Source organism: Kiloniella sp. (genome assembly GCF_048259265.1).
Lineage (GTDB): Bacteria > Pseudomonadota > Alphaproteobacteria > Kiloniellales > Kiloniellaceae > Kiloniella.
Window position 1 is genome coordinate 128,961 of the sequence record NZ_JBLXHT010000006.1, and the last position, 23,696, is coordinate 152,656.

19 protein-coding genes are annotated in these 23,696 nt (G+C 45.8%); 16 read left to right on the forward strand and 3 right to left on the reverse strand.

Going from position 1 to position 23,696, the window contains the following annotated elements:
- Positions 1-188 precede the first annotated feature (188 nt).
- From ACN0QW_RS11430 to ACN0QW_RS11480, 11 genes are all read left to right on the forward strand, one after another.
- Positions 189-407 carry a DUF2007 domain-containing protein gene (locus ACN0QW_RS11430; protein WP_299379359.1) on the forward strand — a complete coding sequence of 73 codons (219 nt, stop codon included), beginning with the start codon at positions 189-191 and terminating at the stop codon, positions 405-407.
- On the forward strand, positions 407-1,189 hold the full coding sequence (locus ACN0QW_RS11435) for a tRNA1(Val) (adenine(37)-N6)-methyltransferase (RefSeq protein ID WP_417431589.1): 783 nt from the start codon (positions 407-409) through the stop codon (positions 1,187-1,189). The genes ACN0QW_RS11430 and ACN0QW_RS11435 overlap by 1 nt, the downstream gene beginning before the upstream one ends.
- Before the next feature lie 107 nt (positions 1,190-1,296).
- Positions 1,297-2,193: a S49 family peptidase gene (locus ACN0QW_RS11440; RefSeq protein ID WP_299379365.1), complete on the forward strand. Its 897-nt coding sequence runs from the start codon at positions 1,297-1,299 to the stop codon at positions 2,191-2,193.
- A 140-nt stretch (positions 2,194-2,333) separates the two neighbouring features.
- Positions 2,334-2,597, forward strand: coding sequence for a hypothetical protein (locus tag ACN0QW_RS11445; protein ID WP_299379368.1), 264 nt, complete (start codon positions 2,334-2,336; stop codon positions 2,595-2,597).
- Between the two features lie 92 nt (positions 2,598-2,689).
- Positions 2,690-3,751 carry a glycine--tRNA ligase subunit alpha gene (locus ACN0QW_RS11450; protein WP_417431592.1) on the forward strand — a complete coding sequence of 354 codons (1,062 nt, stop codon included), beginning with the start codon at positions 2,690-2,692 and terminating at the stop codon, positions 3,749-3,751.
- 4 nt (positions 3,752-3,755) lie between these two features.
- The gene (gene glyS, locus ACN0QW_RS11455) at positions 3,756-5,837 is read left to right on the forward strand and encodes a glycine--tRNA ligase subunit beta (protein WP_417431594.1); all 2,082 of its coding nucleotides are present in this window, start codon (positions 3,756-3,758) and stop codon (positions 5,835-5,837) included.
- Between the two features lie 8 nt (positions 5,838-5,845).
- Positions 5,846-8,506, forward strand: coding sequence for a pyruvate, phosphate dikinase (ppdK, locus tag ACN0QW_RS11460; RefSeq protein ID WP_417431596.1), 2,661 nt, complete (start codon positions 5,846-5,848; stop codon positions 8,504-8,506).
- A gap of 653 nt (positions 8,507-9,159) precedes the next feature.
- A complete protein-coding gene (locus ACN0QW_RS11465; RefSeq protein ID WP_417431598.1) occupies positions 9,160-9,573 on the forward strand; it encodes a rhodanese-like domain-containing protein in 414 nt (137 codons plus the stop codon).
- A gap of 73 nt (positions 9,574-9,646) precedes the next feature.
- Positions 9,647-11,587 (forward strand): methyl-accepting chemotaxis protein, encoded by a 1,941-nt coding sequence (locus ACN0QW_RS11470; RefSeq protein ID WP_417431600.1) that lies wholly within the window; start codon positions 9,647-9,649, stop codon positions 11,585-11,587.
- Positions 11,588-11,696: 109 nt separating this feature from the next.
- Positions 11,697-12,440: a substrate-binding periplasmic protein gene (locus tag ACN0QW_RS11475; protein WP_417431602.1), complete on the forward strand. Its 744-nt coding sequence runs from the start codon at positions 11,697-11,699 to the stop codon at positions 12,438-12,440.
- Positions 12,441-12,703: 263 nt separating this feature from the next.
- Complete coding sequence (locus ACN0QW_RS11480) at positions 12,704-13,420, forward strand: substrate-binding periplasmic protein (protein WP_417431604.1); 717 nt, start codon at positions 12,704-12,706, stop codon at positions 13,418-13,420.
- Between the two features lie 3 nt (positions 13,421-13,423).
- On the opposite strand, the gene ACN0QW_RS11485 is transcribed toward ACN0QW_RS11480, so the two are convergent.
- The gene (locus ACN0QW_RS11485; protein ID WP_417431605.1) at positions 13,424-14,308 is read right to left on the reverse strand and encodes a DMT family transporter; all 885 of its coding nucleotides are present in this window, start codon (positions 14,306-14,308) and stop codon (positions 13,424-13,426) included.
- A 262-nt stretch (positions 14,309-14,570) separates the two neighbouring features.
- Between ACN0QW_RS11485 and ACN0QW_RS11490 the strand changes: the two genes are divergently transcribed.
- From ACN0QW_RS11490 to ACN0QW_RS11500, 3 genes are all read left to right on the forward strand, one after another.
- The gene (locus tag ACN0QW_RS11490; protein WP_417431607.1) at positions 14,571-15,734 is read left to right on the forward strand and encodes an ABC transporter substrate-binding protein; all 1,164 of its coding nucleotides are present in this window, start codon (positions 14,571-14,573) and stop codon (positions 15,732-15,734) included.
- Between the two features lie 141 nt (positions 15,735-15,875).
- A complete protein-coding gene (locus tag ACN0QW_RS11495; RefSeq protein ID WP_417431609.1) occupies positions 15,876-17,003 on the forward strand; it encodes a FecCD family ABC transporter permease in 1,128 nt (375 codons plus the stop codon).
- On the forward strand, positions 17,000-17,773 hold the full coding sequence (locus ACN0QW_RS11500) for an ABC transporter ATP-binding protein (protein ID WP_417431611.1): 774 nt from the start codon (positions 17,000-17,002) through the stop codon (positions 17,771-17,773). Before ACN0QW_RS11495 ends, ACN0QW_RS11500 begins: the two co-directional genes overlap by 4 nt.
- A gap of 62 nt (positions 17,774-17,835) precedes the next feature.
- Here the strand turns inward: ACN0QW_RS11500 and ACN0QW_RS11505 are convergent, their stop codons facing one another.
- Positions 17,836-18,360 (reverse strand): hypothetical protein, encoded by a 525-nt coding sequence (locus ACN0QW_RS11505; RefSeq protein ID WP_417431613.1) that lies wholly within the window; start codon positions 18,358-18,360, stop codon positions 17,836-17,838.
- A gap of 378 nt (positions 18,361-18,738) precedes the next feature.
- Here ACN0QW_RS11505 and ACN0QW_RS11510 point away from each other — a divergent pair, with 378 nt between their 5' ends.
- On the forward strand, positions 18,739-20,244 hold the full coding sequence (locus tag ACN0QW_RS11510) for an aldehyde dehydrogenase family protein (RefSeq protein WP_417431615.1): 1,506 nt from the start codon (positions 18,739-18,741) through the stop codon (positions 20,242-20,244).
- Between the two features lie 96 nt (positions 20,245-20,340).
- Here ACN0QW_RS11510 and ACN0QW_RS11515 read toward each other — a convergent pair whose 3' ends face one another.
- On the reverse strand, positions 20,341-21,021 hold the full coding sequence (locus ACN0QW_RS11515; protein WP_417431617.1) for a TetR/AcrR family transcriptional regulator: 681 nt from the start codon (positions 21,019-21,021) through the stop codon (positions 20,341-20,343).
- Positions 21,022-21,349: 328 nt separating this feature from the next.
- Here ACN0QW_RS11515 and ACN0QW_RS11520 point away from each other — a divergent pair, with 328 nt between their 5' ends.
- Positions 21,350-23,692 (forward strand): efflux RND transporter permease subunit, encoded by a 2,343-nt coding sequence (locus ACN0QW_RS11520; protein ID WP_417431619.1) that lies wholly within the window; start codon positions 21,350-21,352, stop codon positions 23,690-23,692.
- The last annotated feature ends 4 nt before the right edge of the window (positions 23,693-23,696 follow it).

A 23,696-nucleotide genomic window follows, 5' to 3' on the forward strand; every position in this document is an offset into this window, starting at 1 on the left:
GACGGGGGTAAAGAAGGTGGGGGTAAGTTGTTTGTGATCTTTTCTTGCCGCCTGCTTGTTTGAACGATAGGTTCCAGCAAAGAACAATATAAGAAGACCTTTGCTGATCTCGCTTTCCCTGGTTCTGCGTAAGATGTTCTGTTCTGATGTGTGTTGTCTTTATACTGGATCTTAACGGGCTATCGAGTGTGATTGAAATCTATCGTACCAATGACATTGTTAAAATTTCCTGGCTTCAGGCATTACTGTCTGATGGGGGGATAGAGTGCGCGGTTTTGGATCAACATGCATCTATTATCGAAGGGTCCATTGGAGCTATTCAGCGTAGGGTTATGGTGTTAGAAGAAGATGCCTTGCGGGCACGTCGGATCTTACACGATGCAGGTGAGATTGAGGGAGATATCTAATGCCGGATCTTCCCAAGAGGTTTCCTGAAAGCCTTCTCAAGGATTTTGCCCTGACCGAAGATGAGTTTATTGGTGGAAAAGTGACTGTTTTCCAACCTGCCAAGGGATATCGGGCGGGCATTGATGCCGTGCTATTAGCGGCAACAGTTGAGGTCAAATCAGGTGCGAAAATACTGGATCTTGGCAGTGGTGTTGGAACCGCGGGATTATGCTTGATGGGGCGAGAGCCTCAGGCAAAGGTCACAGCCTTGGAGTTGCAACCCGTTCTGTTTCAAATTGCGCAAAAAAACAGAGACGTAAATCACCTGCACGATCGCTGGTCTTTGGTGAACGGCGACTTGTTGAGGTTACCGGATGATCTGGCTCTGGGGTCTTTTGATCAGGTTATCTGCAATCCCCCCTTTATGCCCAAAGGATCATCACATGCATCACCTGACCCAATAAAGCTGCTGGCAAATCACGAAGGTGAAGCAACATTGCGAGACTGGATGTTGGCGGCTTTGAAATTGGTGAAGCAAAAAGGTGCAGTAACAATTATTCATCGGGCGGACCGTCTGGATGAAATCCTGTCTGTGTTTCGCGAAAAAAAAGCAGGGGCAATCGAAGTGTGTCCGCTATGGCCTTACGAAGGACAGCCCGCCAAGCGTGTTATCGTACGGGCGCGGCGAGGAATATCGAAGCCGATGATGATTTCCGCAGGACATAAACTGCACAAAACAGATGGCTCTTATACAGATGTAATTGACGGGGCTTTAAGACGGGGAGGGGCACTCCCACTTTAAGGGCGAAAAGATTTTTCGCTTTTGGTTCATAAAGACCGACTGTTCACGGTTGTGGGATTTCTTTTCAACGGTTACAAGTTTTTGGAACAATTTTAATAAGGCACATTATGAAGCTTAAAAAGCTATTAGCTAAACTTCCTATCGAATGTTTTCGCAATCCCCCTGCTAAGGTTGCTGTTGTTGCGCTTCATGGCGTGATCGGTGCCGCAGGTCCAATGCGGTCTGGTCTTACTCTTGCTTCTGTCGAAGATCAATTGACCGAAGCTTTTAAGATGGATGATATCAAGGCTGTTGCCCTGTCGATCAATTCACCCGGGGGATCACCTGTTCAATCTGATCTGATCGGCCGCTTGATCCGGGACTTGGCAGATAAACATGAAATAAAGGTCTATGCTTTTTGCGAAGATGTGGCCGCTTCGGGTGGATATTGGCTGGCTTGTGCCGCCGATGAAATTTATGCCATGGAATCATCTGTGATTGGGTCCATCGGGGTGATTTCCTCGGGATTTGGTTTTCCTGAACTGATTAAGAAACATGGTATTGAACGCCGCGTACGCACCGCTGGTGATCTTAAATCCACGCTTGATCCTTTTGAAAAAGAAAGCCCCAGAGATGTCAAACGCCTGAAAGGTATTCTGACCCAGATCCATGAAAACTTTATGGATTGGGTACGAGGACGCCGGACTGGTAAGCTCAAGGCTGATGAAAAAGAAATCTTTTCAGGTGAATTCTGGACAGGTGTCACAGCCAAAGAGTACGGTTTGATCGATGGTCTGGGATCAATGCATCAGATCATGCGTTTTGAATTTGGTGAAAAGGTTAAACTCATCAAAGTCGAAGGCAAGCGTAGCTGGTTAAAGGCTAAATTGGGCCTTGGTGGCGGTGATGCCCTTATGAAAGGGGCCGGACTGGCAGGTTTGAGTGGTGTAAACGCCGCTGATATTGCTGGTGGTGTGATGGCCGCTGTTGAAGAACGCGCTCATTGGGACCGTTACGGTCTGTAGCTCATCAGAACTGTTTTGGTTCTGGTCAATTTTTGTTCAGAACGGTTTGAAGACAATGGAATCCGGGATAATCTGGTCTTGGATTCCCCTGAACGACAAACAATAAAAAACACCGCAATACGCGGTATGGTTAGGATAGTATGTTCGGAATACCCTCTATAGGTAAGTTGCTGGTACTCGGATTGGTTATTGGCGGGGTTTATCTGTTTTTCAAAGTCAAAGGCCGGCGGGAACAATCGCTTGGTAATGGAGCCAAGAAAAACGCGCGGCAAAATACCGGACGTACACCAAGTCAAAGTCAAGAAAATCAAGATGATAATGGGTCGCTGGATATGGTCCAGTGTCCAGCGTGTAAAGCGTATATACCTGCCAAGAGCAAATGCTCTTGCGGGGGCAACGGCTAAAAGCGACAAAAAATATCTCGACTCCGGCATTGTGGCTGTTGATTCCAAATGCTGGTCATTATAAGTTCATTCAAATTTCGCACTGCAGCAAAATGACAAATAACGATATGTCCCAGTCCGACGCAAAAAAGTCTGACGTACAAAAGTCCGACGTAAAGTCCGTTGACCTTAATAGCCCGGTTCAAGCTTCGGCTTCCCCGGTAAAAACACGGGCGAAAACAAAGGTCATTGTTGACCCTGAAAGGTGTGTGCAACGCCTTATTCTCAAATTACAGGATTACTGGGCGCGTCAGGGCTGCGTTATTCTTCAGCCCTATGACGTCGAAGTCGGGGCTGGAACGTTCCACCCCGCGACAACCCTACGGTCTTTAGGTCCTGATACCTGGCGCGCAGCTTATGTGCAACCTTGTCGTCGTCCGACTGATGGCCGTTACGGGAACAACCCGAACCGCCTGCAGCACTACTACCAGTTTCAGGTTATTATGAAGCCATCCCCGGCAAACTCGCAGGAACTTTACCTGGGGTCGCTGGATGCCATTGGCATTGATTCATCCAAACACGATCTTCGTTTTGTCGAAGATGACTGGGAAAGCCCGACACTGGGTGCCTGGGGTCTTGGTTGGGAAGTTTGGTGTGACGGTATGGAAGTCAGCCAGTTTACCTATTTTCAACAGGTTGGCGGTATCGAATGTAATCCCGTGCCATTGGAACTGACATACGGACTTGAGCGTTTGTTCATGTATGTTCAGGGCGTGGAAAATGTCTATGACCTTGACTGGGATGGTGTCCCTGCTGAAGACGGTGGGAAAACCTATGGCGATGTTTTCCATCAGAACGAAGTAGAGTTTTCGACTTATAACTTTGAAATCGCTTCGACGGATGAGCTTTTTGACCACTTCAAAGAAGCCGAGGCCGAATGTGCCCGCATCCTGAAGTTTGGCGAAGCCAATGCCGAGAAAAATGGTAAAGCCAAAGGTAACCTGTTGCCGCTGCCTGCTTATGATCAATGTCTAAAAGCCAGTCACCTCTTTAACTTGCTGGATGCACGCGGGGTTATTTCTGTAACCGAGCGTCAGGCCTATATTGGCCGTGTGCGAGATCTTGCTAAAGCATGTTGCGAAGCCTGGAATAAAACCCAGTTGGAAGAGGTTTAAGGGTATGTCTGAATTTCTACTTGAGCTTCATTCCGAAGAAATCCCGGCGCGTATGCAGACAAAAGCTGCGGCTGATCTTAAAAATATCGTTTCGAACCAGCTCAAAGGTGCTGGTCTGGCCTTTACCGATGCGCGTTCTTTTGTAACACCGCGTCGTCTGGCCCTGGTTATTGATGGCTTGCCTGAAAAGCAGCCCGATGTCAGTGAAGAGAAAAAAGGCCCAAAAGTTGGCGCGCATGAAAAGGCGCTTGAAGGCTTTATGAAGGCCAACGGTCTGACCTCTATTGATCAGGCTGAAGTCCGAAATACACCCAAGGGTGATTTTTACTTCGTGGTCAACGAAATCAAAGGGCGGGAAACCACCGAAGTTCTTTCTGAAATTGTTGTTGAAACGATCAAGAGCTTCCCATGGCCGAAATCCATGAAGTGGTCGAAAAATTCTTTCCGTTGGGTGCGTCCCCTGCATTCAATTCTGGCAATTTTCAAGGGTGAAACCCTCAAGGGTTCTTTTGATTTTGGCAATCAGACACTTGAATTTTGTAACCGTACCCGTGGTCATCGCTTTCTGGCCCCGGACTGGTTCGAAGTTAAAAATCTGGATGATTATCTGCACAAGCTTCGCCTTGCCAAGGTACTTGTAGATGAAAACGAGCGCCGTGATCTGATCGAAACACAGGCCAAAGAACTTTGTGTTACCGAGGGTGTAACACTAAAAGATGATCAGGGACTTTTGAACGAAGTCGCAGGTCTGGTGGAATGGCCTGTTTTGTTGATGGGGCGTATTGCTGATCGCTTTATGACAGTGCCACACGAAGTCCTCTCGACTTCGATGAAAGAGCACCAGAAGTATTTTTCTGTTCTTAATAAAGACGATAAACTGGCAAACCGTTTTGTCTTTGCGGCAAACACCGAAGCGGCAGACGAAGGCAAAACAATTATTTCAGGTAACGAGCGCGTTCTTGCCTCTCGTTTATCGGATGCCGAGTTCTTTTGGGATCAAGATAAGAAATCGAAGCTTGAAACCCGTGTGGATGGGCTGAAATCTATTGTCTTCCAGGCCAAGCTGGGCACATTAGCTGAAAAGATTGTTCGAGTGCAGGATCTTGCCGGTAACATTGCCGAACAAACCGGATGTAACCCTGTGTATGCCCGTCGTGCAGCTGAACTCGCCAAGGCAGATTTAAGCACTGGTATGGTCTATGAATTCCCTGAATTACAGGGCATTATGGGCCGTTATTACGCCTTGCATGACGGTGAAAGCCCACTGGTTGCCGAAGCCATTGCAGACCACTATTCCCCACTTGGGCCGTCTGACCGTTGTCCTTCTGCACCAATTTCAGTGGCTGTTGCCCTTGCTGATAAAATCGACACACTGGTTGGCTTTTTCGGTATTGATGAGTTGCCAACAGGGTCAAAAGATCCCTTTGCGCTGCGCCGTGCCGCGCTTAGCATTATTCGTCTAATTACAGAAAATAGCTTGCAGATTAATTTGCGTCAAGCATTCGCAGCAAGCTTTTCGGCCTATACAGGCCAATTGACGCAACCCGAAGATAAAACCATTGATGGTTTGATGTCTTTTATTGCTGACCGTCTCAAGGTCGCATTGAAAGACAAAGGGGTTCGTCACGATTTGATTACAGCTGTCTTTGCCCTTGGGGACGAAGATGATCTGGTTCGGTTGCTGGCCCGTGTTGATGCACTTGCCCGATTGCTGAAAACCGATGATGGGGTCAACCTTCTGGCCGCTTACCGTCGGGCAGCGAACATTGTCCGGATTGAAGAGAAAAAAGATAAAACGGTATTCGATGCGACAGTCGATACTGTGTTGTTGCAACAGTCTGAAGAACAGGCGTTGCACGGGGCTTTAGAAAAAGCCTCCCAGGAAGCCACAAAGGCACTGGAACGTGAAGATTTCACCGGGGCGATGGCGGCACTTGCCGGGCTTCGACCTCCGATGGACGCGTTTTTTGATAAGGTAACGGTGAACGATGATGACCCGACCTTGCGAAAAAACCGTCTGTGCTTGTTATCTCGGATTGGTGTGATCCTGGGGCAGGTTGCAGACTTCTCACGAATAGAAGGATAGATGAGAACATGACCAAATGGGTCTACAGTTTCGGGAATGGCAAGGCTGACGGCAAAGCCGACATGAAGGAACTACTCGGCGGCAAGGGGGCTAACCTTGCCGAGATGTCATCGCTGGGACTTCCGGTCCCACCCGGTTTTACCATCTCAACCGAAGTCTGTACGGCCTATTATGATAATGATCGAAACTATCCGGATGATCTGTCTGGTCAGGTTGATGAAGCCCTTGGCGAGATAGAAAATATTGTCGGTGTAAAGTTCGGCGACAACGCGAACCCTCTGCTTGTCTCTGTTCGTTCCGGTGCTCGGGCCTCTATGCCGGGTATGATGGACACTGTCCTTAACCTTGGCCTTAACGATATCACGGTTGAAGGTCTAGCCAAGGTATCAGGCGATGAACGCTTTGCCTATGACAGCTATCGCCGCTTTATCCAGATGTACAGTGATGTGGTACTCGAAGTTGATCACCACTTCTTCGAAGAAGTTCTGGAACTTCACAAAGAAGATAACGGCCTGATCCTTGATACAGAGCTTTCCGCTGAAGACTGGAAGAGTATCATCGTCCAGTACAAGAAGATTGTTGAAGAAGAATACGGACAGCCTTTCCCGCAAGACCCGAAAGAACAGCTTTGGGGCGCGGTATCTGCTGTCTTCGGTTCATGGATGAACGCCCGTGCAACCACCTATCGTAAGCTGAACGATATTCCTGCGGCATGGGGAACAGCGGTCAACGTACAGGCTATGGTTTTTGGTAACATGGGTGATGATTGTTCCACCGGTGTTGCTTTTACCCGTAATCCTTCGACCGGTGAAAATGCTTTCTATGGTGAGTACCTGATCAATGCGCAGGGCGAAGACGTGGTTGCGGGTATCCGTACGCCGCAGAACCTGACCATCAAAGGTAAAGAAGAACAAAACTCTGACCTTCCATCTATGGAAGAGACAATGCCAGAGGTGTTCAAGCAACTTGATGAAACGCGTCATATCCTTGAAAAGCACTATCGCGATATGCAGGACATTGAATTTACCGTTCAGTCCAACAAGCTCTTTATGCTGCAAACACGTGCAGGGAAACGTACAACGGCCGCGGCGCTTCAGATTGCCGTTGATATGGTCGATGAAGGCTTGATCACAAAAGAAGAGGCCGTTGGCCGTGTTGAACCTGCGGCGCTTGATCAACTATTGCACCCGACACTTGATCCCAAAGCAGACCGTAACGTTATTGGGCATGGTTTGCCAGCATCACCAGGTGCGGCATCCGGACAGATTGTTTTCTCTGCCGATGAAGCAGAGAAAATGGCCCAATCCGGTAAGGGGGTTATCCTTTGCCGGACGGAGACATCGCCGGAAGATATTCATGGCATGCATGCTGCGAAAGGTATTTTAACCTCTCGTGGTGGAATGACATCACACGCAGCGGTGGTTGCGCGTGGTATGGGGCGTCCGTGTGTGTCCGGTGCGGGTGATCTGCGTATGGATTACAAAAACGAAACCATGATTGTTCGTGGTGAAGAACTTAAAGCTGGTGACATCATTACCATCGACGGCAGTAATGGCGAAGTTATGTTGGGCGAAATCCCAACAATTCAGCCTGAAATGTCTGGTAATTTCTCTACCCTTATGGAATGGGCAGACAAAATCCGGACCATGAAGGTACGGACCAACGCTGAAACACCAAATGATTGTCGTACAGCACGCAGTTTTGGCGCGGAAGGCATTGGGCTTTGCCGTACAGAGCACATGTTTTTTGACGCAGACCGCATTGTTGCCGTGCGTGAAATGATCCTGTCTGATGATGAAGCAGGACGTCGTAAAGCTTTGGATAAAATCTTGCCGATGCAGCGCGAAGATTTTGTCGAGATCTTCAAGATTATGGCGGGTTTACCTGTGACAATTCGGTTGCTCGATCCACCATTGCACGAGTTCCTGCCGCACGGCGAGGAAGAAATGCAGGATGTTGCCGATGCGGCGGGTGTGCCGATTGAAAAGCTGCATGCGCGTGCCGCAAAGATGTCGGAAACAAACCCGATGCTTGGGCACCGTGGGTGTCGTTTGGGCATTTCTTATCCGGAAATTTATGAAATGCAGGCCCGTGCCATTTTTGAAGCAGCTGCACAGGTATCAAAATCCGAAGGCCAGACTGTTGAGCCAGAGGTTATGATCCCGCTGGTTGGTATGAAGAAAGAGCTTGAGATCCTCAAGGCGCTTGTTGATCGCGTTGCCAAAGAAGTCATGGCAGCCGAAGGTGTTGAGATGAAGTACCTTGTCGGTACGATGATTGAGCTTCCGCGTGCAGCACTTCGTGCCGGAGATATTGCGGAAGAAGCTGAGTTTTTCTCTTTCGGGACCAATGATCTGACGCAAACAACCTTTGGTCTGTCGCGGGACGATGCGGGTAATTTCCTTGGCGCTTACGAACGTAATGGCATCATCGAACAGGACCCGTTCATCTCTTTGGATCAGGAAGGCGTTGGCGAACTGGTTGAGATTGCTGCAGAACGTGGTCGGAAGACCCGTGGTGATATCAAGCTTGGTATCTGTGGTGAACATGGTGGTGATCCGGCGTCTATTAATTTCTGCCAAAAGGTTGGGTTGAACTATGTATCCTGTTCTCCGTTCCGTGTGCCAATCGCCCGTCTTGCCGCAGCACAGGCCGCGATCAAAAAATAATAATATTGCTTATGAAAAGCAGTTAGAAAAGGGTGGCTGTGGCCGCCCTTTTTGTTTGGGTGGATGCCCCGTTCTGCAATAAGTTTAAGATTTTAGGGGATAAAAGGCTCAATATAGCTATGTTGTTTAGCGTTCTTATTCTGACTTAAAGCGCCGATGTAAGTATAGTGTTATCAAGAGGATTAATTTTCTCTTTTCTTTTTCATGTAATCACTAGGTTGCTCTTGGTTTGATACACGTTATAGGTGATTTTTTTTATATTAATTTGAGTATATACCTACGAAATTTTCGTAATTTAATTAGTATAAATAACGAAAGAAAATCTGATTTGGTGCAGATTAATGTGAGAAAAAGATAACATTAGCCCCCTGATTTAGCCATTGCATCAGTTAACGAGTTAGAAAGAAAAACAACTTATAAGTATTTAGGTCCAGAGTTAGGATATGGAGCTGAGTAATTATTTTTGTGTTGTAACTGTTGTCGTGGTTACTTGTGTATAAAGAAAAGTACGGTCTGTTCTCGTCTGAATAGATAATCATCAAAATAATAATGTTTCATAGAAAAATAATCTGGATTATTTCCAAGTGTCGTTCGCTGCACTTGGTTAAGAGCTTGTGCTCGATTGAGTGTGTGTGATCAATTTGGAGATTAAAATGAAATATGTTTCTCGTATTTTAACAATCGTTTTTTCAATTTTTCTTACAACGGCGGTATCGGCAGACGAGGTATCTCCGACAGATATTCCTGGTGCAACAACGGTTAACACTGCTGAGGCGAAAGCCCTTTTTGATGAAGGCGTTTATTTTGTTGATGTAAGGAAAGATTCTGATTGGGAATCTGGTCGTGTGCCGGATGCAATTCATATTGAACTTAAAAAAGTTTTTAGTGATGAAACCCTGACAGCTGAAGTGGAAAAAGACGCTAAAGTTGTTATTTACTGCAACGGCGAAAAATGTTTGCGTTCTTCCCAAGCCGCAGCAAAAGCTGTCGAGTGGGGTTTTTCAAATGTTTATTATTACCGGGATGGCTTTCCTGCGTGGAAGGCTGCGGGTAACCCTGTTGAATAAATCTGAATATGTAAGAGGTGAGGTGACTCACCTCTTAGCGTGCATAAGTAAATGATTTATTGGGGGTATAGGTATGTTATTGCGCGTCAGGGTCTTGATTGCTGCTATTGCGGCTATGTTATCTGTTGTGCTTGTTATGTTGGGGGCAGGGTACATTGCGCTTTCTGCATCTGAAAAACGGTACGATGATGTTGCGATGTCTTCTCAAAACTTGTTGCTTAACAAGACAAAAGCGGTCCGCGAACAGGCAATGGCCGAAGCTTTACCAAAGCTTGCCCGTAATAAAGAGTTAAAAAAAGCTCTTTCCAAAAAGCAGTGGGATAAAGTGCCGGAATCAGTAGAGACGACATTTACTGCTTTTAGTGCGGGGGGATTAGTAGATGGTCTTCAAATTACTGATATGGACGGTATTCTTCGGTATTCTTCTCAGGATAAAAGTTTCATTGGTCAACAAACAGTATCACTTTTGGTAAATGAAGCTATTGAGACGGGGAAAATTGTAAGGGGCCTAGATCAAGATAAATCCGGACAGTTATATGTTTCTGTTGCTAGTGGGGTGAGCTTACGAGGGAAACCTATTGGTATTGGCATCTTGCAAAAAAACATAAATAGTGTTTTTAGCGAATTAAAAACGGATACTCTAATAGACAGCATTTTCTTGAAAACTGATGGATCTCTTTACAGCCAAACAACGCAAGGCATATGGGAGCAAGCAGTTAACAAGCTGGATATTGAAAAACAAACTGGTACAGAAATAATTTCTTTGGATGATTTTACCTATGAGGTTATTTATCGTCCTCTGAATTTTGTTGATGGAACATTAGCAGGCACATGGGTTACGTTTTCTGATGTAACCGAAACATACGCTGAAGCGCTAATTATTCGCCAAATAATGCTTGCCGTTCTTATTGTAATGATAACGGTATTAGTGTTCGGTATTTATTGGTATTTACGTCGATCACTACGTCCGCTGACAGCAATTGTTAATATTATGCACAGACTTATGAAGGGCGAACGCGAGTTTGATATTCCAGAAGCCGTTCGTAAGGATGAGATCGGCAATATCACAGAAGCAGTCGTGTTGTTTCGTGAGAGTATGATCAAATCAGAACAGTTAGCTGCTGCTGAACAAGACAGGCAAGCAAGGCAGATTGAGCTGGCGGCCAAAAATGATGAATTAATTAAAGACTTTGATGACGTCATTGGTATTGCGATTAAATCAATGGGATCTGAAATCGAGAATATGCGTTCAACTGCGACTAGTCTTGGTGAGCTATCCGATGAGACGGGGCGTTTCGCCAAATCTGTGGCGACTTCTGCGGGTGATGCATCGACCAATGTATCGACCGTATCTGCTGCAGCAGAAGAGCTAAATGCTTCAATTTCTGAGATTAATCGACAAGTGCAAGGGTCGGTCAAGATTGCTGATGATGCTTCTGAGAAGGCGAATAGAACTGAGGGTAATATAAAGCAGCTTGCAGTTGCTGCCGAAGAAATTAGTAAGGTCCTTGATCTAATTACATCAATTGCCGAGCAAACTAATTTATTGGCATTAAATGCGACAATCGAAGCAGCCCGTGCTGGAGAGGCAGGTAAAGGTTTTGCTGTTGTTGCTGGGGAGGTCAAAAGCTTAGCATCTCAAACAGCAAAAGCGACAGAGCAGATAACAGATCAAATTGCTTCTATTCAAAATGCTTCTACAACCGCAGTCGACGGAATTAGCGAGATTGCGACTATTGTCGGCACCGTAAAAGAAGTCGCGAGCGCGATTGCATCGGCTGTTGAAGAACAAGGGGCTGCAACACAGGAGATCGCTCGTAATATTGAGCAAGCTTCTGGTGGAACAGCAGAAGTTAACAACAATATACAACAGGTTAGTACCGCCGCGAATAAAACGCGCGAAGAGGCTGGTAAAGTTGTAACTGCTGTCAACATTGTTTCTGATAACACCCAAACTGTTCAAGAGGCTGTTGAGAGTTTTCTAAAGGATGTAAGGCAGACACAATCAGCTTAGTGAGGGTTTTTAGGTGTACAACGGACAGGCTGAGAATTAATATTTAGATAAATTACATCTATCGGTATCCAGAGGTTATTGATTTGTATTATCGTGGACAGGCAAAAATATGACTTTAAGGCTAGGGCATATTTTTGCGATTTGTTTTTTTTGGCTGGCTCTGTGTTCCAATGTAGTAGGTGCAGCAGAAAACAAATTGGTTATTTCTCGCTTTAAAAATGCCGATGGAGACAAAGTTGTTTCCTATGTATTAGAGAAAATTTACAACAAAATTGGCTATGAAATTACCTTTGTGGATTACCCGGGTGAAAAGTCTGTTGAGAAAGCAAACGCGGGTGAAACCGATGGCGAGAATATGCGCCGGGCTGGGTTAGCGTCTGTGTACCCTAATTTGGTTCAATTATCCCATCCGCATGTGGATATCAATTTTCGTATCTATACAAAACATGGGGATGATTTTTTTTCTGGGTTTGAGAGCTGGAAAAGCTCTAAGATTGGGATTGTTCGCGGGGTAATCGCTTTGGAGGAAATCACAAAGGGGTTAAATCCAGTTTTACATAATTCTGTTCGGGAGCTTTTCAGCGAGTTAAATCAGGGAGATATTGACGTTGCAATTGCAACAGATTTAATCGGCGGGCTGGAAGTGTTTATGAACCATCCAGATGAAAATATTCGAACTTGGGGTGGTATCCTCAAAACAATCCCCCTGTATCATTACGTGCATAAACGCAATGCCAGTCTGGTGCCAGCCCTCAATAAAGAAATAGAACGTCTTCGAAAAAATGGAGAGCTACAGAAGCTTTACGTCGAAGGGTTTGACGTTCTGCGAGCTGCCCCAAAAAAAAGTGAATAAACTTTCCTTTGCTTTCATAACCCGGATTAATGACTAAAGGCGATTACGGGTATGCCTAGAATGTATTCAAATTATTCACCGAACAAATTGGTATAGCGCAACAATACATTAACTTTTGTCAATTAGTCTGAGGCTCAAGAGCACCTTAAGCCCTTGGTTTTTGAATAACGATATTAAGATTAAGATGTCATCGAACAAAATAGGTATCAAATTGTTCGACAAAATCGAAAAGTATTATGATGCGACCAGTTAGATTTTTGTGGATGGCGATTGCTGCTGTCTCTTTATTAAGTACGAATGCCTTTGCTGATTCAGAAAAGAAGCTTGTTATTTCTCGTCTGGGTCAGGGGGATGGTGATCTCGCCATATCCTATGTTCTCGAAAAAATCTATGAACGGATTGGTTACCAGATTTCCTTTGCGGACTATCAGGGGCATGAGTCTTTGAAAAAGGCCAATGCCGGGGTTACAGATGGGGAAAATATGCGCCGTTCAGGGTTGTCATCGAATTACCCAAATCTTATTCAATTGTCTTTCCCGCATGTTGATCTTCGTTTTCGGGTTTATACCAAGCGCGAAGCTGGCTTTTTACCGACTGTTGATAGCTGGAAAGATAAAAAAATTGGTATCGAAAAAGGGGTCTTCATTTCTGAAGAAATAACACAAGGTTTAAACCCCGTTCTATTTAATTCCGTGGGGGAATTGTTCGAACAGCTAGATGCTGGAAATGTTGATGTTGTTATTGCAACAGATTTGATCGGCGGCCTTGAGGTCCTCAAGAATTTTCCAAACCTCAAGATCAGAGCACATGGCCCCGCACTCAAGGTTGTGTCTTTGTTCCACTATGTCCACAAGCGTCATTCAGATCTGGTTCCACTTTTGAATAAAGAAATTAAGCTTCTTCGTGAAAGTGGAGAATTGGATAAGTTGTACCTTGATGCATTTAATATCATACGCAAACACCCGGGCGAAGGTGGATAAAGATTAAGTCTTTCGGTTCTTTGAAACAATAATAACGCCTATTGCCGCCACAGCCATGCCACCCCAAGCTAGCATTGGCATTTCTTCGCCGAGGAGAACCCAGCCGAACAGTGCTGCGAGTGGGGGAACAAGAAACATCAAGGAAGATACGCGCGATACTTCGCCTGCGCGGATCATGGCAAGTAACAAGCTGATTGCCAGAATTGAATTGCCGATTGCCAAATAAGCAAGCGCGGCAAAGAATTCGGGGGTCCAGGTAACTTCCATTGTTTCAAAGGCTAGGGCGATAGGGGCAACGACTGCAAAACCAGCTGCGTATTGAACCATGTTGGTAACAATCGGATGGTACCCGCCGCCGAAGCGTTTTTCATAGAGCACACCACTGGTGATTCCCAGTAATCCAAGCACACTAAAGCTAACGCCAATCAGGGTTGGTGGTTCGATATCTGATCTGGCTATAATGACGATCAGGACACCTGCCAAGCCTAGTAGCAAGCCAAACCAGCGAAGCCAACTGACCTTTTCCTTTGCCAATTTGGGGGCAAGAATGGCGACGAGTATCGGCTGTAACGACATAAATATCGCGAGCACGCCTGCTGAAACACCGGTTTTAAAAGCCCACCAGCAAAAGCCAAAATAAACAGCCTGCATCAGAACCCCGACAACAACCAAATGAAGCCAGTCAGCGGAACGTTTGGGAAGGGCAGGTTTGAAAAAGAAATAAAAGGGGATCAGCAAAATTACCACAGATGAAAAGCGCATTGAAAGCAATGTCATCGGTTCAGCATATTGTAGCCCGACCTTGGCAATACTGTATCCGCCTGCCCATAACACAGTGAAGGCAACAGGCGCGAGGATTAACCAAAGTGGTTTCTGACTTGTATTCATGAGGGGGTGATCCAGTGAAGAGATTTTGTGGTGCACCCTATCAGGCAAAAAAGCAGTTGGATATAGCCAATATACGTAAATTGATCAGCTGAGTTTAATATACACGGGAACAGAATTTAATTTAAAAAATAAATAAATGCGAATCATTTGCATTCTCAGTAGTTTTAAGTATCCTGCCTCCATTCGATGCTAAGGGTTGAAAAATAAGCTTTATTTTTCCCCACTACTGAACACGGAATTTGACCCCGCTGGAGGAAATCAAATGAAGATCACAAATTTAAAAGTTGCCGCAACTGGTTTTGCAGCAACTTTGGCTATGACAGTTGGTCTGGCCATCGCACCACAAGCCGCTTTGGCTGATAAAGTGACGATCACGGACATTGCGGGACGTACAGTTGAAGTAGAAAAGAACCCTGAAAAGGTTGTTCTGGGCGAAGGGCGTATGATTTACTCCATCGCTGTTCTGGATAGAGATAATCCTTTTAAGCGTGTTGTTGGTTGGAAAGATGATCTGATCAATTATGATCCTGATGCTTATAATAAATACAAGGCAAAGTTTCCCGAGGTTGCTGAAATTGAAAACCTGGGTAGCCCCTATGCAGCTGAATACAGTCTGGAAACTGTAATCTCGTTGGATACAGATGTGGTCTTCCTCAACCTTGGTAATCTTCTGAAGGCTCAGGAAAGTGGCATCCTGACCAAGCTTGATAAAGCTGGCATTCCGGTTGTTTTCCTAGATTTCCGTCAACGCCCAACGCAGCACACAGTGCCGAGCTTGCAGATTCTTGGCCGTATCTTTGACGAACGGGATAATGCCGACGAATTCGTTGATTATTATCAAAAAAATATGATGATCGTGTTTTCGCGTATTGAGGCAATTAAAGACGAAGATAAGCCCGTTGTCTTTATTGAGAATGCTGCCGGATACAATCCTGATAAATGCTGTAGCACATTTGGTAGTGCCAATCTTGGTCGTCTGGTTGATCTTGCTGGCGGTTTGAACTGGGGAACCAAAAAGTTCCCCGGCCTTCGCGGGAAAGTAAACCCAGAAGTGATCTTTACAGATGATCCTGATGTTATCATGGGAACTGGCGCAAACTGGTCCAAAGCACAGCCGGGTACAATGGCCGTTCTGTTTGGTTACGAGGCTGATAAAGACGCAGTTAATCAAAGACTGGCTGCCTTGGCTGGCCGTAAAGGGTGGGGCGAACTAAAGGCTGTGAAGACAGGACGTTTCCATTCAATTTATCATCAGTTTTATAACAGCCCCTATCATTTTGTGGCGTTACAAACATTCGCTAAATGGTTTTATCCCGAGAAATTTGCGGATCTCGATCCGGAAGCGACCTTTGTCGAGTTACACGACAAGTTTCTCCCGATTGACTATAGCGGTGTGTTCTGGGGCTCATTACCTGCAACACAGTAACTCCTGAAATGATGCCCGCGAGATTTGTGATACGCCCTTTCACTTTTCTCGTGGGCCATTTTCTTTTTTTGGGGCGGGGATATTTTTCTCTGCTCCTTATTCCGTTTTTATTTCCAAGTATGTGACGCAGAAAGATCAGATATGTCCTTAAGTACGGATAAGGTTGTGGGTACGGATCACCCCGAAGGGGATGGACAAGTTAGTGCCGTTCCAAATAATTCAGGCTCTACGCTTGCTCAGATGGGGTATCGCCGTCAGCTTAAACATCGGTATTTGATCCTGTTGGGTGTGACCCTTTTACTCTTCGCCAGCTTTATCTTTGACGTGGCTAACGGGCCGGGGAACTTTCCACTTTCTGTTGTTTTTGAAACGCTACTGGATCCTCAGGCACATGGGATCAAGCTAGAGGTTATTATCTGGGATTATCGTTTGCCGATTGCCATTACCGCGGTATTGGTCGGTGCTATTCTTGCGCTGGCAGGTGCACAGATGCAAACGGTCTTGAACAATCCTCTGGCAGAGCCTTTTACCTTAGGTGTTTCATCCGCGGCTTCCTTTGGTGCTGCCCTAGCGATTGTTGTCGGGTGGAGTATTGTTCCTAATCTCGGGCCATTATTGGTAACCTTTAATGCCTTCGTTTTCGCTTTGTTGACCTGCATCTTTATTTTGGTTGCTACCCGAATTAAAGGGGTGGGGACCGAGACGATGATTTTGTTCGGGATTGCCATCTTTTTTGCCTTTAATGCCGCGCTTGCGATGATGCAGTACATGGCATCGGAAGATGAGCTTGCCCGGATTGTATTTTGGATGATGGGATCTTTATCTCGGGCCAGTTGGGAGAAGATATCTTTGGGCGCGATCTTGTTATGCTTTGCGCTGCCATATAGCTTTTATCGAACTTGGCAGCTAACTGCTTTGCGTATGGGGGATGATACAGCGATCAGTCTTGGAATTGATGTCGCCCGATTACGGATTGAAATGTTGATCGTGATCTCTCTGCTGGCAGCAACGGCAGTTGCCTTCGTCGGTACGGTGGGTTTTGTCGGTTTAGTTGGCCCCCATATTGCGCGCCTGATTGTTGGCGAAGATCAACGTTTCTTTATACCTTTATCTGCCCTTGTTGGCGCGCTGACACTTTCTCTCACATCTATCATAAGCAAAATGATTACTCCGGGGATCATTTACCCGATCGGCATTATTACGGCCCTGATTGGGGTTCCTGTCTTCATCTCTCTTATTCTCAGCACCCGAAAGGAACGGTTATCATGACACTTGAGATTTCGGAACTTTGTGCCGGTTATGGTCGTAAACAGATCCTAAAAGATGTTTCTGTTTCGACTGTTCACGGTGGCGAATTTGTTGGGCTTATTGGTCCAAATGCATCGGGCAAATCAACGTTGTTCAAATCAATCGCCGGTGCTGTGAAATCAACGGGTGGAACAATTACGCTTGATGGGCGGGATTTAAGGCACGCTAGCCGGGGACAGCGGTCCAAAGTGGTGGCTTATATGCCGCAATCTTATGGATGTAACGCTGTTTTAACGGTGTTCGAATGTGTGTTACTTGCCTTGAAACAGACGACAGGATGGCGGGTGAAAGACAGTGATCTTCAACAGGTTTCTTCAGTACTGCAAGCCTTAGGGCTATCGCATCTTGCTGATCGAGGTATTTCAAAGCTAAGTGGTGGTCAGGCCCAAATGGTATCTGTGGCCCAGACATTGGTCAGAGAACCTCGGTTGGTGCTTTTGGATGAACCGACTTCTGCGCTGGACCTACATCATCAACTTTCTATTCTCTCGACCATTCGCAGCTTTATGCAGGACAAGAATATGATCGTTGTAGCGGCGCTTCATGATTTGAATTTGGCCGCCCAGTTTTGTGACAGGCTGGTTCTTATTAAAGAGGGGGAAGTTCTGGCAGACGGTAAGCCAGCCGATGTACTATCGCTAAATGCGATTGATGATACCTATCGGGTGAGAACTAACCTAGAACGAACCAGCCGTGATACTCTTTATGTTGATGCCCGTTTGTCTGCATAAGAACGTTATGATGGGTTGATTTTCATCGTAAGTTCTAAGAATAAGGCCTGATTACTTTGAGACTATGTGGCTTTTGCCAGCCAGTCCATGGCTTCTTGCTTTGTTTTGAAGGCTTGAAAGGTGTGCTCAGGGGCGAGGGCTTGCATCGCCTTAATTAAAAGATTGAAAGCAATATGGCGGGAAATAAAAGCCGTGCGAACGGGCGGCGCTTTTCCTTCGAAAAAGAGATCCCATTGCCGCCCAATTTCTTTCACCGTGTGCCAACCGACATCGCCTTTATGAAATCTGAGATCAATCAGGTTATTATATTTATCGAGATGGTTGATGTTTCTCCAAATCTCAAGAACCTCACGGACAAGCTGGTCGTGATGTAACGCGCCTATATATACCATGTGTCTGATGTGGTTTTCCCGATCCAGATAGCATTCTACTCTGGGCGGTTTTGGGGCGGGGGGATTGTCTGAACTGTAAAAAAGAGGTGTTACGTATTTTAGCTCAATTTCTTTCGCCTTGAGTGAGCGAACGGACGCGTCAGAATCGTCCGTCAAAGGCGTGGAATTCTCGGGTTTTTTTCCTGAAATCGTCAAGTCGACACTCGCAAGGTTTTACAGAAAATCTGTTGTGTTGTGTGTTTGGAAAGAAGGGAAGGGAGGATTTTGTAATTGCTAATTAAGTAAGAAGTATCCTGTCACAACCTATACAAAAAAACTAATTAATAAAATGATATTTATATCTAGGGTAGAATTTTTACCCAAATATATTTGATACTAAATCATATAGATAGAGTGGTATTGCCCCTGAATTATCTCTGAATTGACCTTATAACAAGCTACTTCATGAGTTTTTGTTATGGGGTTAGGATTATTCCTCTATTGCGTCACTACAGGATATGATTAATTTAATATTTTAGAAAATATACAATTTTATCATTGAGCTTTAAAGCTATTTATGTGCCGGAGACCGTTATGAGTTATACAGATATTCTAGAGCGTTTGGGATTAACAAAGGAAATGACGTCCGGTGGTACCTTATGCATTACCTCACCGATTGATGGTTCTGAAATCGGCATGATCCCGGAAACCCCCGCCGATAAGGTTGATGGTGTTATTTCTGCCTCTAAAGCAGCTTTCAAAGCTTGGCGACAGGTGCCTGCACCAAGACGTGGAGAGTTGGTCCGATTACTTGGTGAAGAACTGAGGACATCCAAAGAAGATCTTGGACGATTGGTCACCCTTGAATGTGGGAAAATCTACGAAGAAGGTTTGGGCGAAGTTCAAGAGATGATTGATATCTGTGACTTTGCAGTGGGTCTTTCGCGTCAACTTTATGGCCTGACAATTGCGTCAGAAAGACCAGGGCATCATATGCGCGAAACCTGGCACCCCGAAGGTGTGTGCGGCGTGATTTCCGCCTTTAACTTCCCGGTTGCTGTTTGGTCTTGGAATACGGCCCTAGCCCTTGTTTGTGGAAATTCTGTTATTTGGAAACCATCAGAAAAAACGCCTTTGACTGCTTTGGCCTGTCAAAAGATTTTTGAACGCGCTGTCGCTCGGTTTGGTGATGATGCGCCGAAAGACTTGCACCATGTTATTGTTGGTGGTCGCGACGTGGGTGATGTTCTTGTAGCAAGTAAAGACGTTCCAATCGTTTCTGCCACTGGCAGTACGGCTATGGGGCGTCAGGTTGGGCCAAAAGTTGCCGCACGTTTCGGTCGTTCTATTCTAGAACTCGGCGGTAATAATGCGATGATTGTATCACCTAGTGCCGATCTGGATATGGCTGTGCGCGCTATTCTGTTTTCCGCTGTGGGAACGGCGGGACAGCGCTGTACGAGCCTGCGCCGTTTGATCGTTCACAAAGATATTTATGATCAACTTATTCCCCGTGTTATTGCTGCCTATGAAACAGTCAATGTCGGTGATCCTTTGGCGCAAGGTACCTTGGTTGGTCCATTGGTTGATCAGGGATCATTTGATAACATGCAGGGTGCCTTGGCTACCGCCAAAAAATCCGGTGGTGTTGTTCATGGTGGGGGACGTGAACTGGAAGATACTTTCCCCAATGGTTTTTATGTACGCCCGGCCGTTGTTGAAATGCCGGAACAGAATGATGTGGTTAAAACAGAAACTTTTGCCCCTATACTTTATGCCATGAAGTATGATGATTTTGATGCGGCAATCGATATGCAGAATGATGTTCCACAAGGTCTTTCGTCCTGTGTTTTCACAACTGATGTGCGCGAAGCTGAACAATTTCTTTCTGATGTCGGATCAGACTGCGGCATTGCGAATGTAAATATCGGCCCAAGTGGCGCGGAAATTGGCGGTGCTTTTGGCGGCGAGAAAGAAACCGGCGGTGGCCGTGAGAGTGGTTCAGATGCTTGGAAAGCTTATATGCGTCGTCAGACGAATACAGTGAACTATTCACGGGAATTGCCACTGGCACAGGGCATTACGTTTGATATTGATTAACCAGATAATGGAATAATCAGGTAATGCTGGTTGGTTCGACTGTATAATTTGAAAGAACAACAGGTCGCCAGTGCGCGGCCTGTTTTGTTGCGATATTTAGGTCTTTACCTTCAGCCCATAGATAAAGCGTTCTACCGTGCTTTCCACAATTCCATCAATTTCTTCCGGGGAAGGGGGCGGTGACCCTGTGACAAGGCAAGTGAGGTAGCGGGCACCGAAGAGCATAGAATAGAAACTCTGTGCAGCTTCGAGCGGATCATCGACATCAATTTCCCCGGCAGCAATTTTTTCTTCTAAGTAAGTCGCAAGCAACTCGCGCGAGATTTTTGGACCCGTATTCATAAACTCTATGCCATGGGACGGATCTGTTTCTGCTTGTGAAATCAAAATTCGGAAAAGCGAAGCGCTGCCGTGATAGTGCAACATATGCAGGAATTTGGTTCCCAGCTTTATGAGGCAATCTTTCAAAGGAAGATTGTGATCTGGTTTTACGTCCAGTTCTTCACGCTTCAGGTCGCAAAAATTGGTGATGATATACGCGAAGAGTTCCTCTTTTGATCCAAAGTGGCTGTACACCGTCCTCTTTGAAACCCCTGCGAGGGCAGCGATTTTGTCCATACTCGCTGCTTGGAAACCCTGGGTGATAAAAATTTCACTGGCGGCGTTTCGGATGTCATTTCTTTTCTGTTCCGAGCGGGTTAATTTTTGACCTAAAGAAGCAAAAAGGCATTCATCGCGGTCCCAAACTGATGGCTTTTGAACCGAGTCTTGATCCATTTTTATTTCTTTTTTTGAAGCTCTACGCCCCAATGCGCCTAGGATACAATTATCTTTTGTCAAATCAGACTCCAAATAAACTACACGGTGTAGTTTACATCGAATTATAAATAAGTAAACTACACCGACTAGTTTACTTCAGTGATACCCATGTTTCAAGTATGGTAATACCGTAAGAACGTATGATTTCCAAAGCAAAGCTGCTTTTTTATTGGATTTATTTTGGATTCAGTAAAATGAATGTGGTTTTTGGATGTTATTTTACGGTTTAGGATTACAAGACCATGACAGGCGCTGAAGGAAACAATATCTATTCGGAGCTTGGCAAATGAGCAATTTCATGGACCGCCTGTCAGTCAATTATGCAAGAGGCATAATCCGTTGGCGCTGGCTCGTCCTCCTGATCACAATTTTAGCGACACTAGGTGTTGCATCGGGTGGGCGTTTTCTTTCCTTTACAAGTGATTACCGCGTCTTTTTCGGCGACGATAACCCCCAATTGAATGCATTCGAAAGTTTGCAGGATGTTTATACAAAAACAGATAATATTCTTTTTGTCCTCAAGCCAAATAACGGCAAAGTCTTTACACCACAATGGTTGGAAGTCGTTCAGGATTTAACCGAAGAATCCTGGCAAATTCCTTATTCTATACGTGTGGATTCCATTACCAATTTTCAACATACAGAAGCTGTCGAAGATGATCTGACCGTTGCTGATTTGGTTGAAGAAACGGGTGGACTTAGCCAGGCAGGTTTGGATCGGATTGAACAAATTGCCTTGAGCGAACCTGCTTTGGCTAAGCGTATTATTTCCGAAGACAGCACAACGACGGGCGTGCAAATTACCTTGCAGTTGCCCCCGGATGATGCCGTGGCACTTGATGAAGCGGTCAAGTACGCGGAAAACATGGCTGCGAATATAGAGGCGTCTAATCCTGAATTAGAAGTGGCTATCACGGGCCTTGCACCGTTAAGTAATGCATTCCCGGCAGCGTCCATGGCAGATATGAGCACGTTGACGCCTTTGATGTTCCTTGTGATCATTATCTTTCTGGTTGCTTTCTTACGCTCTTTTACTGGTACTCTGGGAACACTGTTGGTAACGATCTTCTCGACGATGGTCGCGATGGGTGCTGCGGGGTATGCCGGTATTAAAATGACGCCGCCATCAGCCATGGCGCCAACAATTATTCTGACAATTGCGATTGCTGACTGTGTCCATATTCTGGTGACAATGTTCCATGAAATGCGTCACGGTAAAGAAAAGCGGGACGCGATCGTCGAAAGCTTGCGTGTAAACATGCAGCCTGTGTTCCTGACGTCTTTGACAACGGTTATTGGTTTCTTGAGCTTGAATTTCTCAGAAGCACCACCGTTTCATGATCTTGGGAATATTGCTGCTGTTGGTGTTATTGCGGCTTGGTTAATCTCTATCGCTTTCTTACCAGCGTTCATTGCGGTGATGCCTGTTCGGGTTAAACCTGTGGTGACTGGCAAGTCATCTGTGATGGAACGTCTTGGCGAATTTGTTATCGGTCACAGAACCAAACTTCTGTTCGGTATGGGGCTGATCGTTGTCGGAACATCCTCTTTCATTTCAAAGATCGAGCTTGATGACCGTTTCATCGAATACTTCGATACCACTGTTCCTTTCCGTGTTGATAGTGACTTTACCCGCGATAACCTGACCGGGGTTTATCAGGTTGAATTTTCGATCAATGCAGAAGAGTCAGGTGGCGTTTCCAGCCCGGTTTATCTGGCACATCTGGAAGACTTCGCAAATTGGTTACGTGCCAAGCCAGAGGTTGTTCATGTGAATTCAATCACTGATATTCTGAAGCGATTGAATAAATCCATGCACGGGGATGATGATACTTGGTACAAACTGCCGGAAGAGCGTGATTTGGCAGCCCAGTATTTGTTGTTGTACGAAATGTCTTTGCCATACGGTCTGGATCTTAATAGTCAGATCAATATTGACAAGTCGGCGTCTCGTATGACCGTCACTCTGGATAATGTCTCGTCCAATGACATGCGCGCGATCGCTTTGGAATCAACACAGTGGCTGCAGAATAATGCCCCGGGTTATATGGAAGCTGATGGGTCAGGTGCTGCGGTAATGTTTGCTCACCTTGCTGATCGTAACATCAAATCCATGCTGAGTGGTACAGCGCTAGCCTTCGTCTTGATTTCACTGTCATTGGTTTTTGCCTTGCGCAGTTTGAAACTGGGTCTAATCAGTCTGATCCCGAATATGGTTCCTGCCATTATGGCCTTTGGTGTCTGGGGTCTGTTTGTTGGTCAGGTCGGTTTGGCTGTGTCTGTGATTGCCGCGACATCGCTTGGTTTGATTGTGGATGCGACTGTTCACTTCCTCAGCAAGTATAACCGTGCCCGTAAGGAACGGGGTGAATCCTCGGCGGATGCTGTTCGTTATGGTTTCAGAACAGTTGGTAGTGCGCTTTGGATTACAACGGCTGTGTTGGTTGCTGGATTTGCAATCCTGTCTCTGTCAACATTTTCTGTGAATGCAGATATGGGCTTGTTGACAGCCATAACAATTGCCCTCGCGCTGTTCATTGATTTCCTTCTGCTGCCACCATTATTGATGCTGTTTGACGGCGAACAGGCAACAGCCGCAAGCACAGCACCTGCTGCGCCTGCTGAATAAGAAG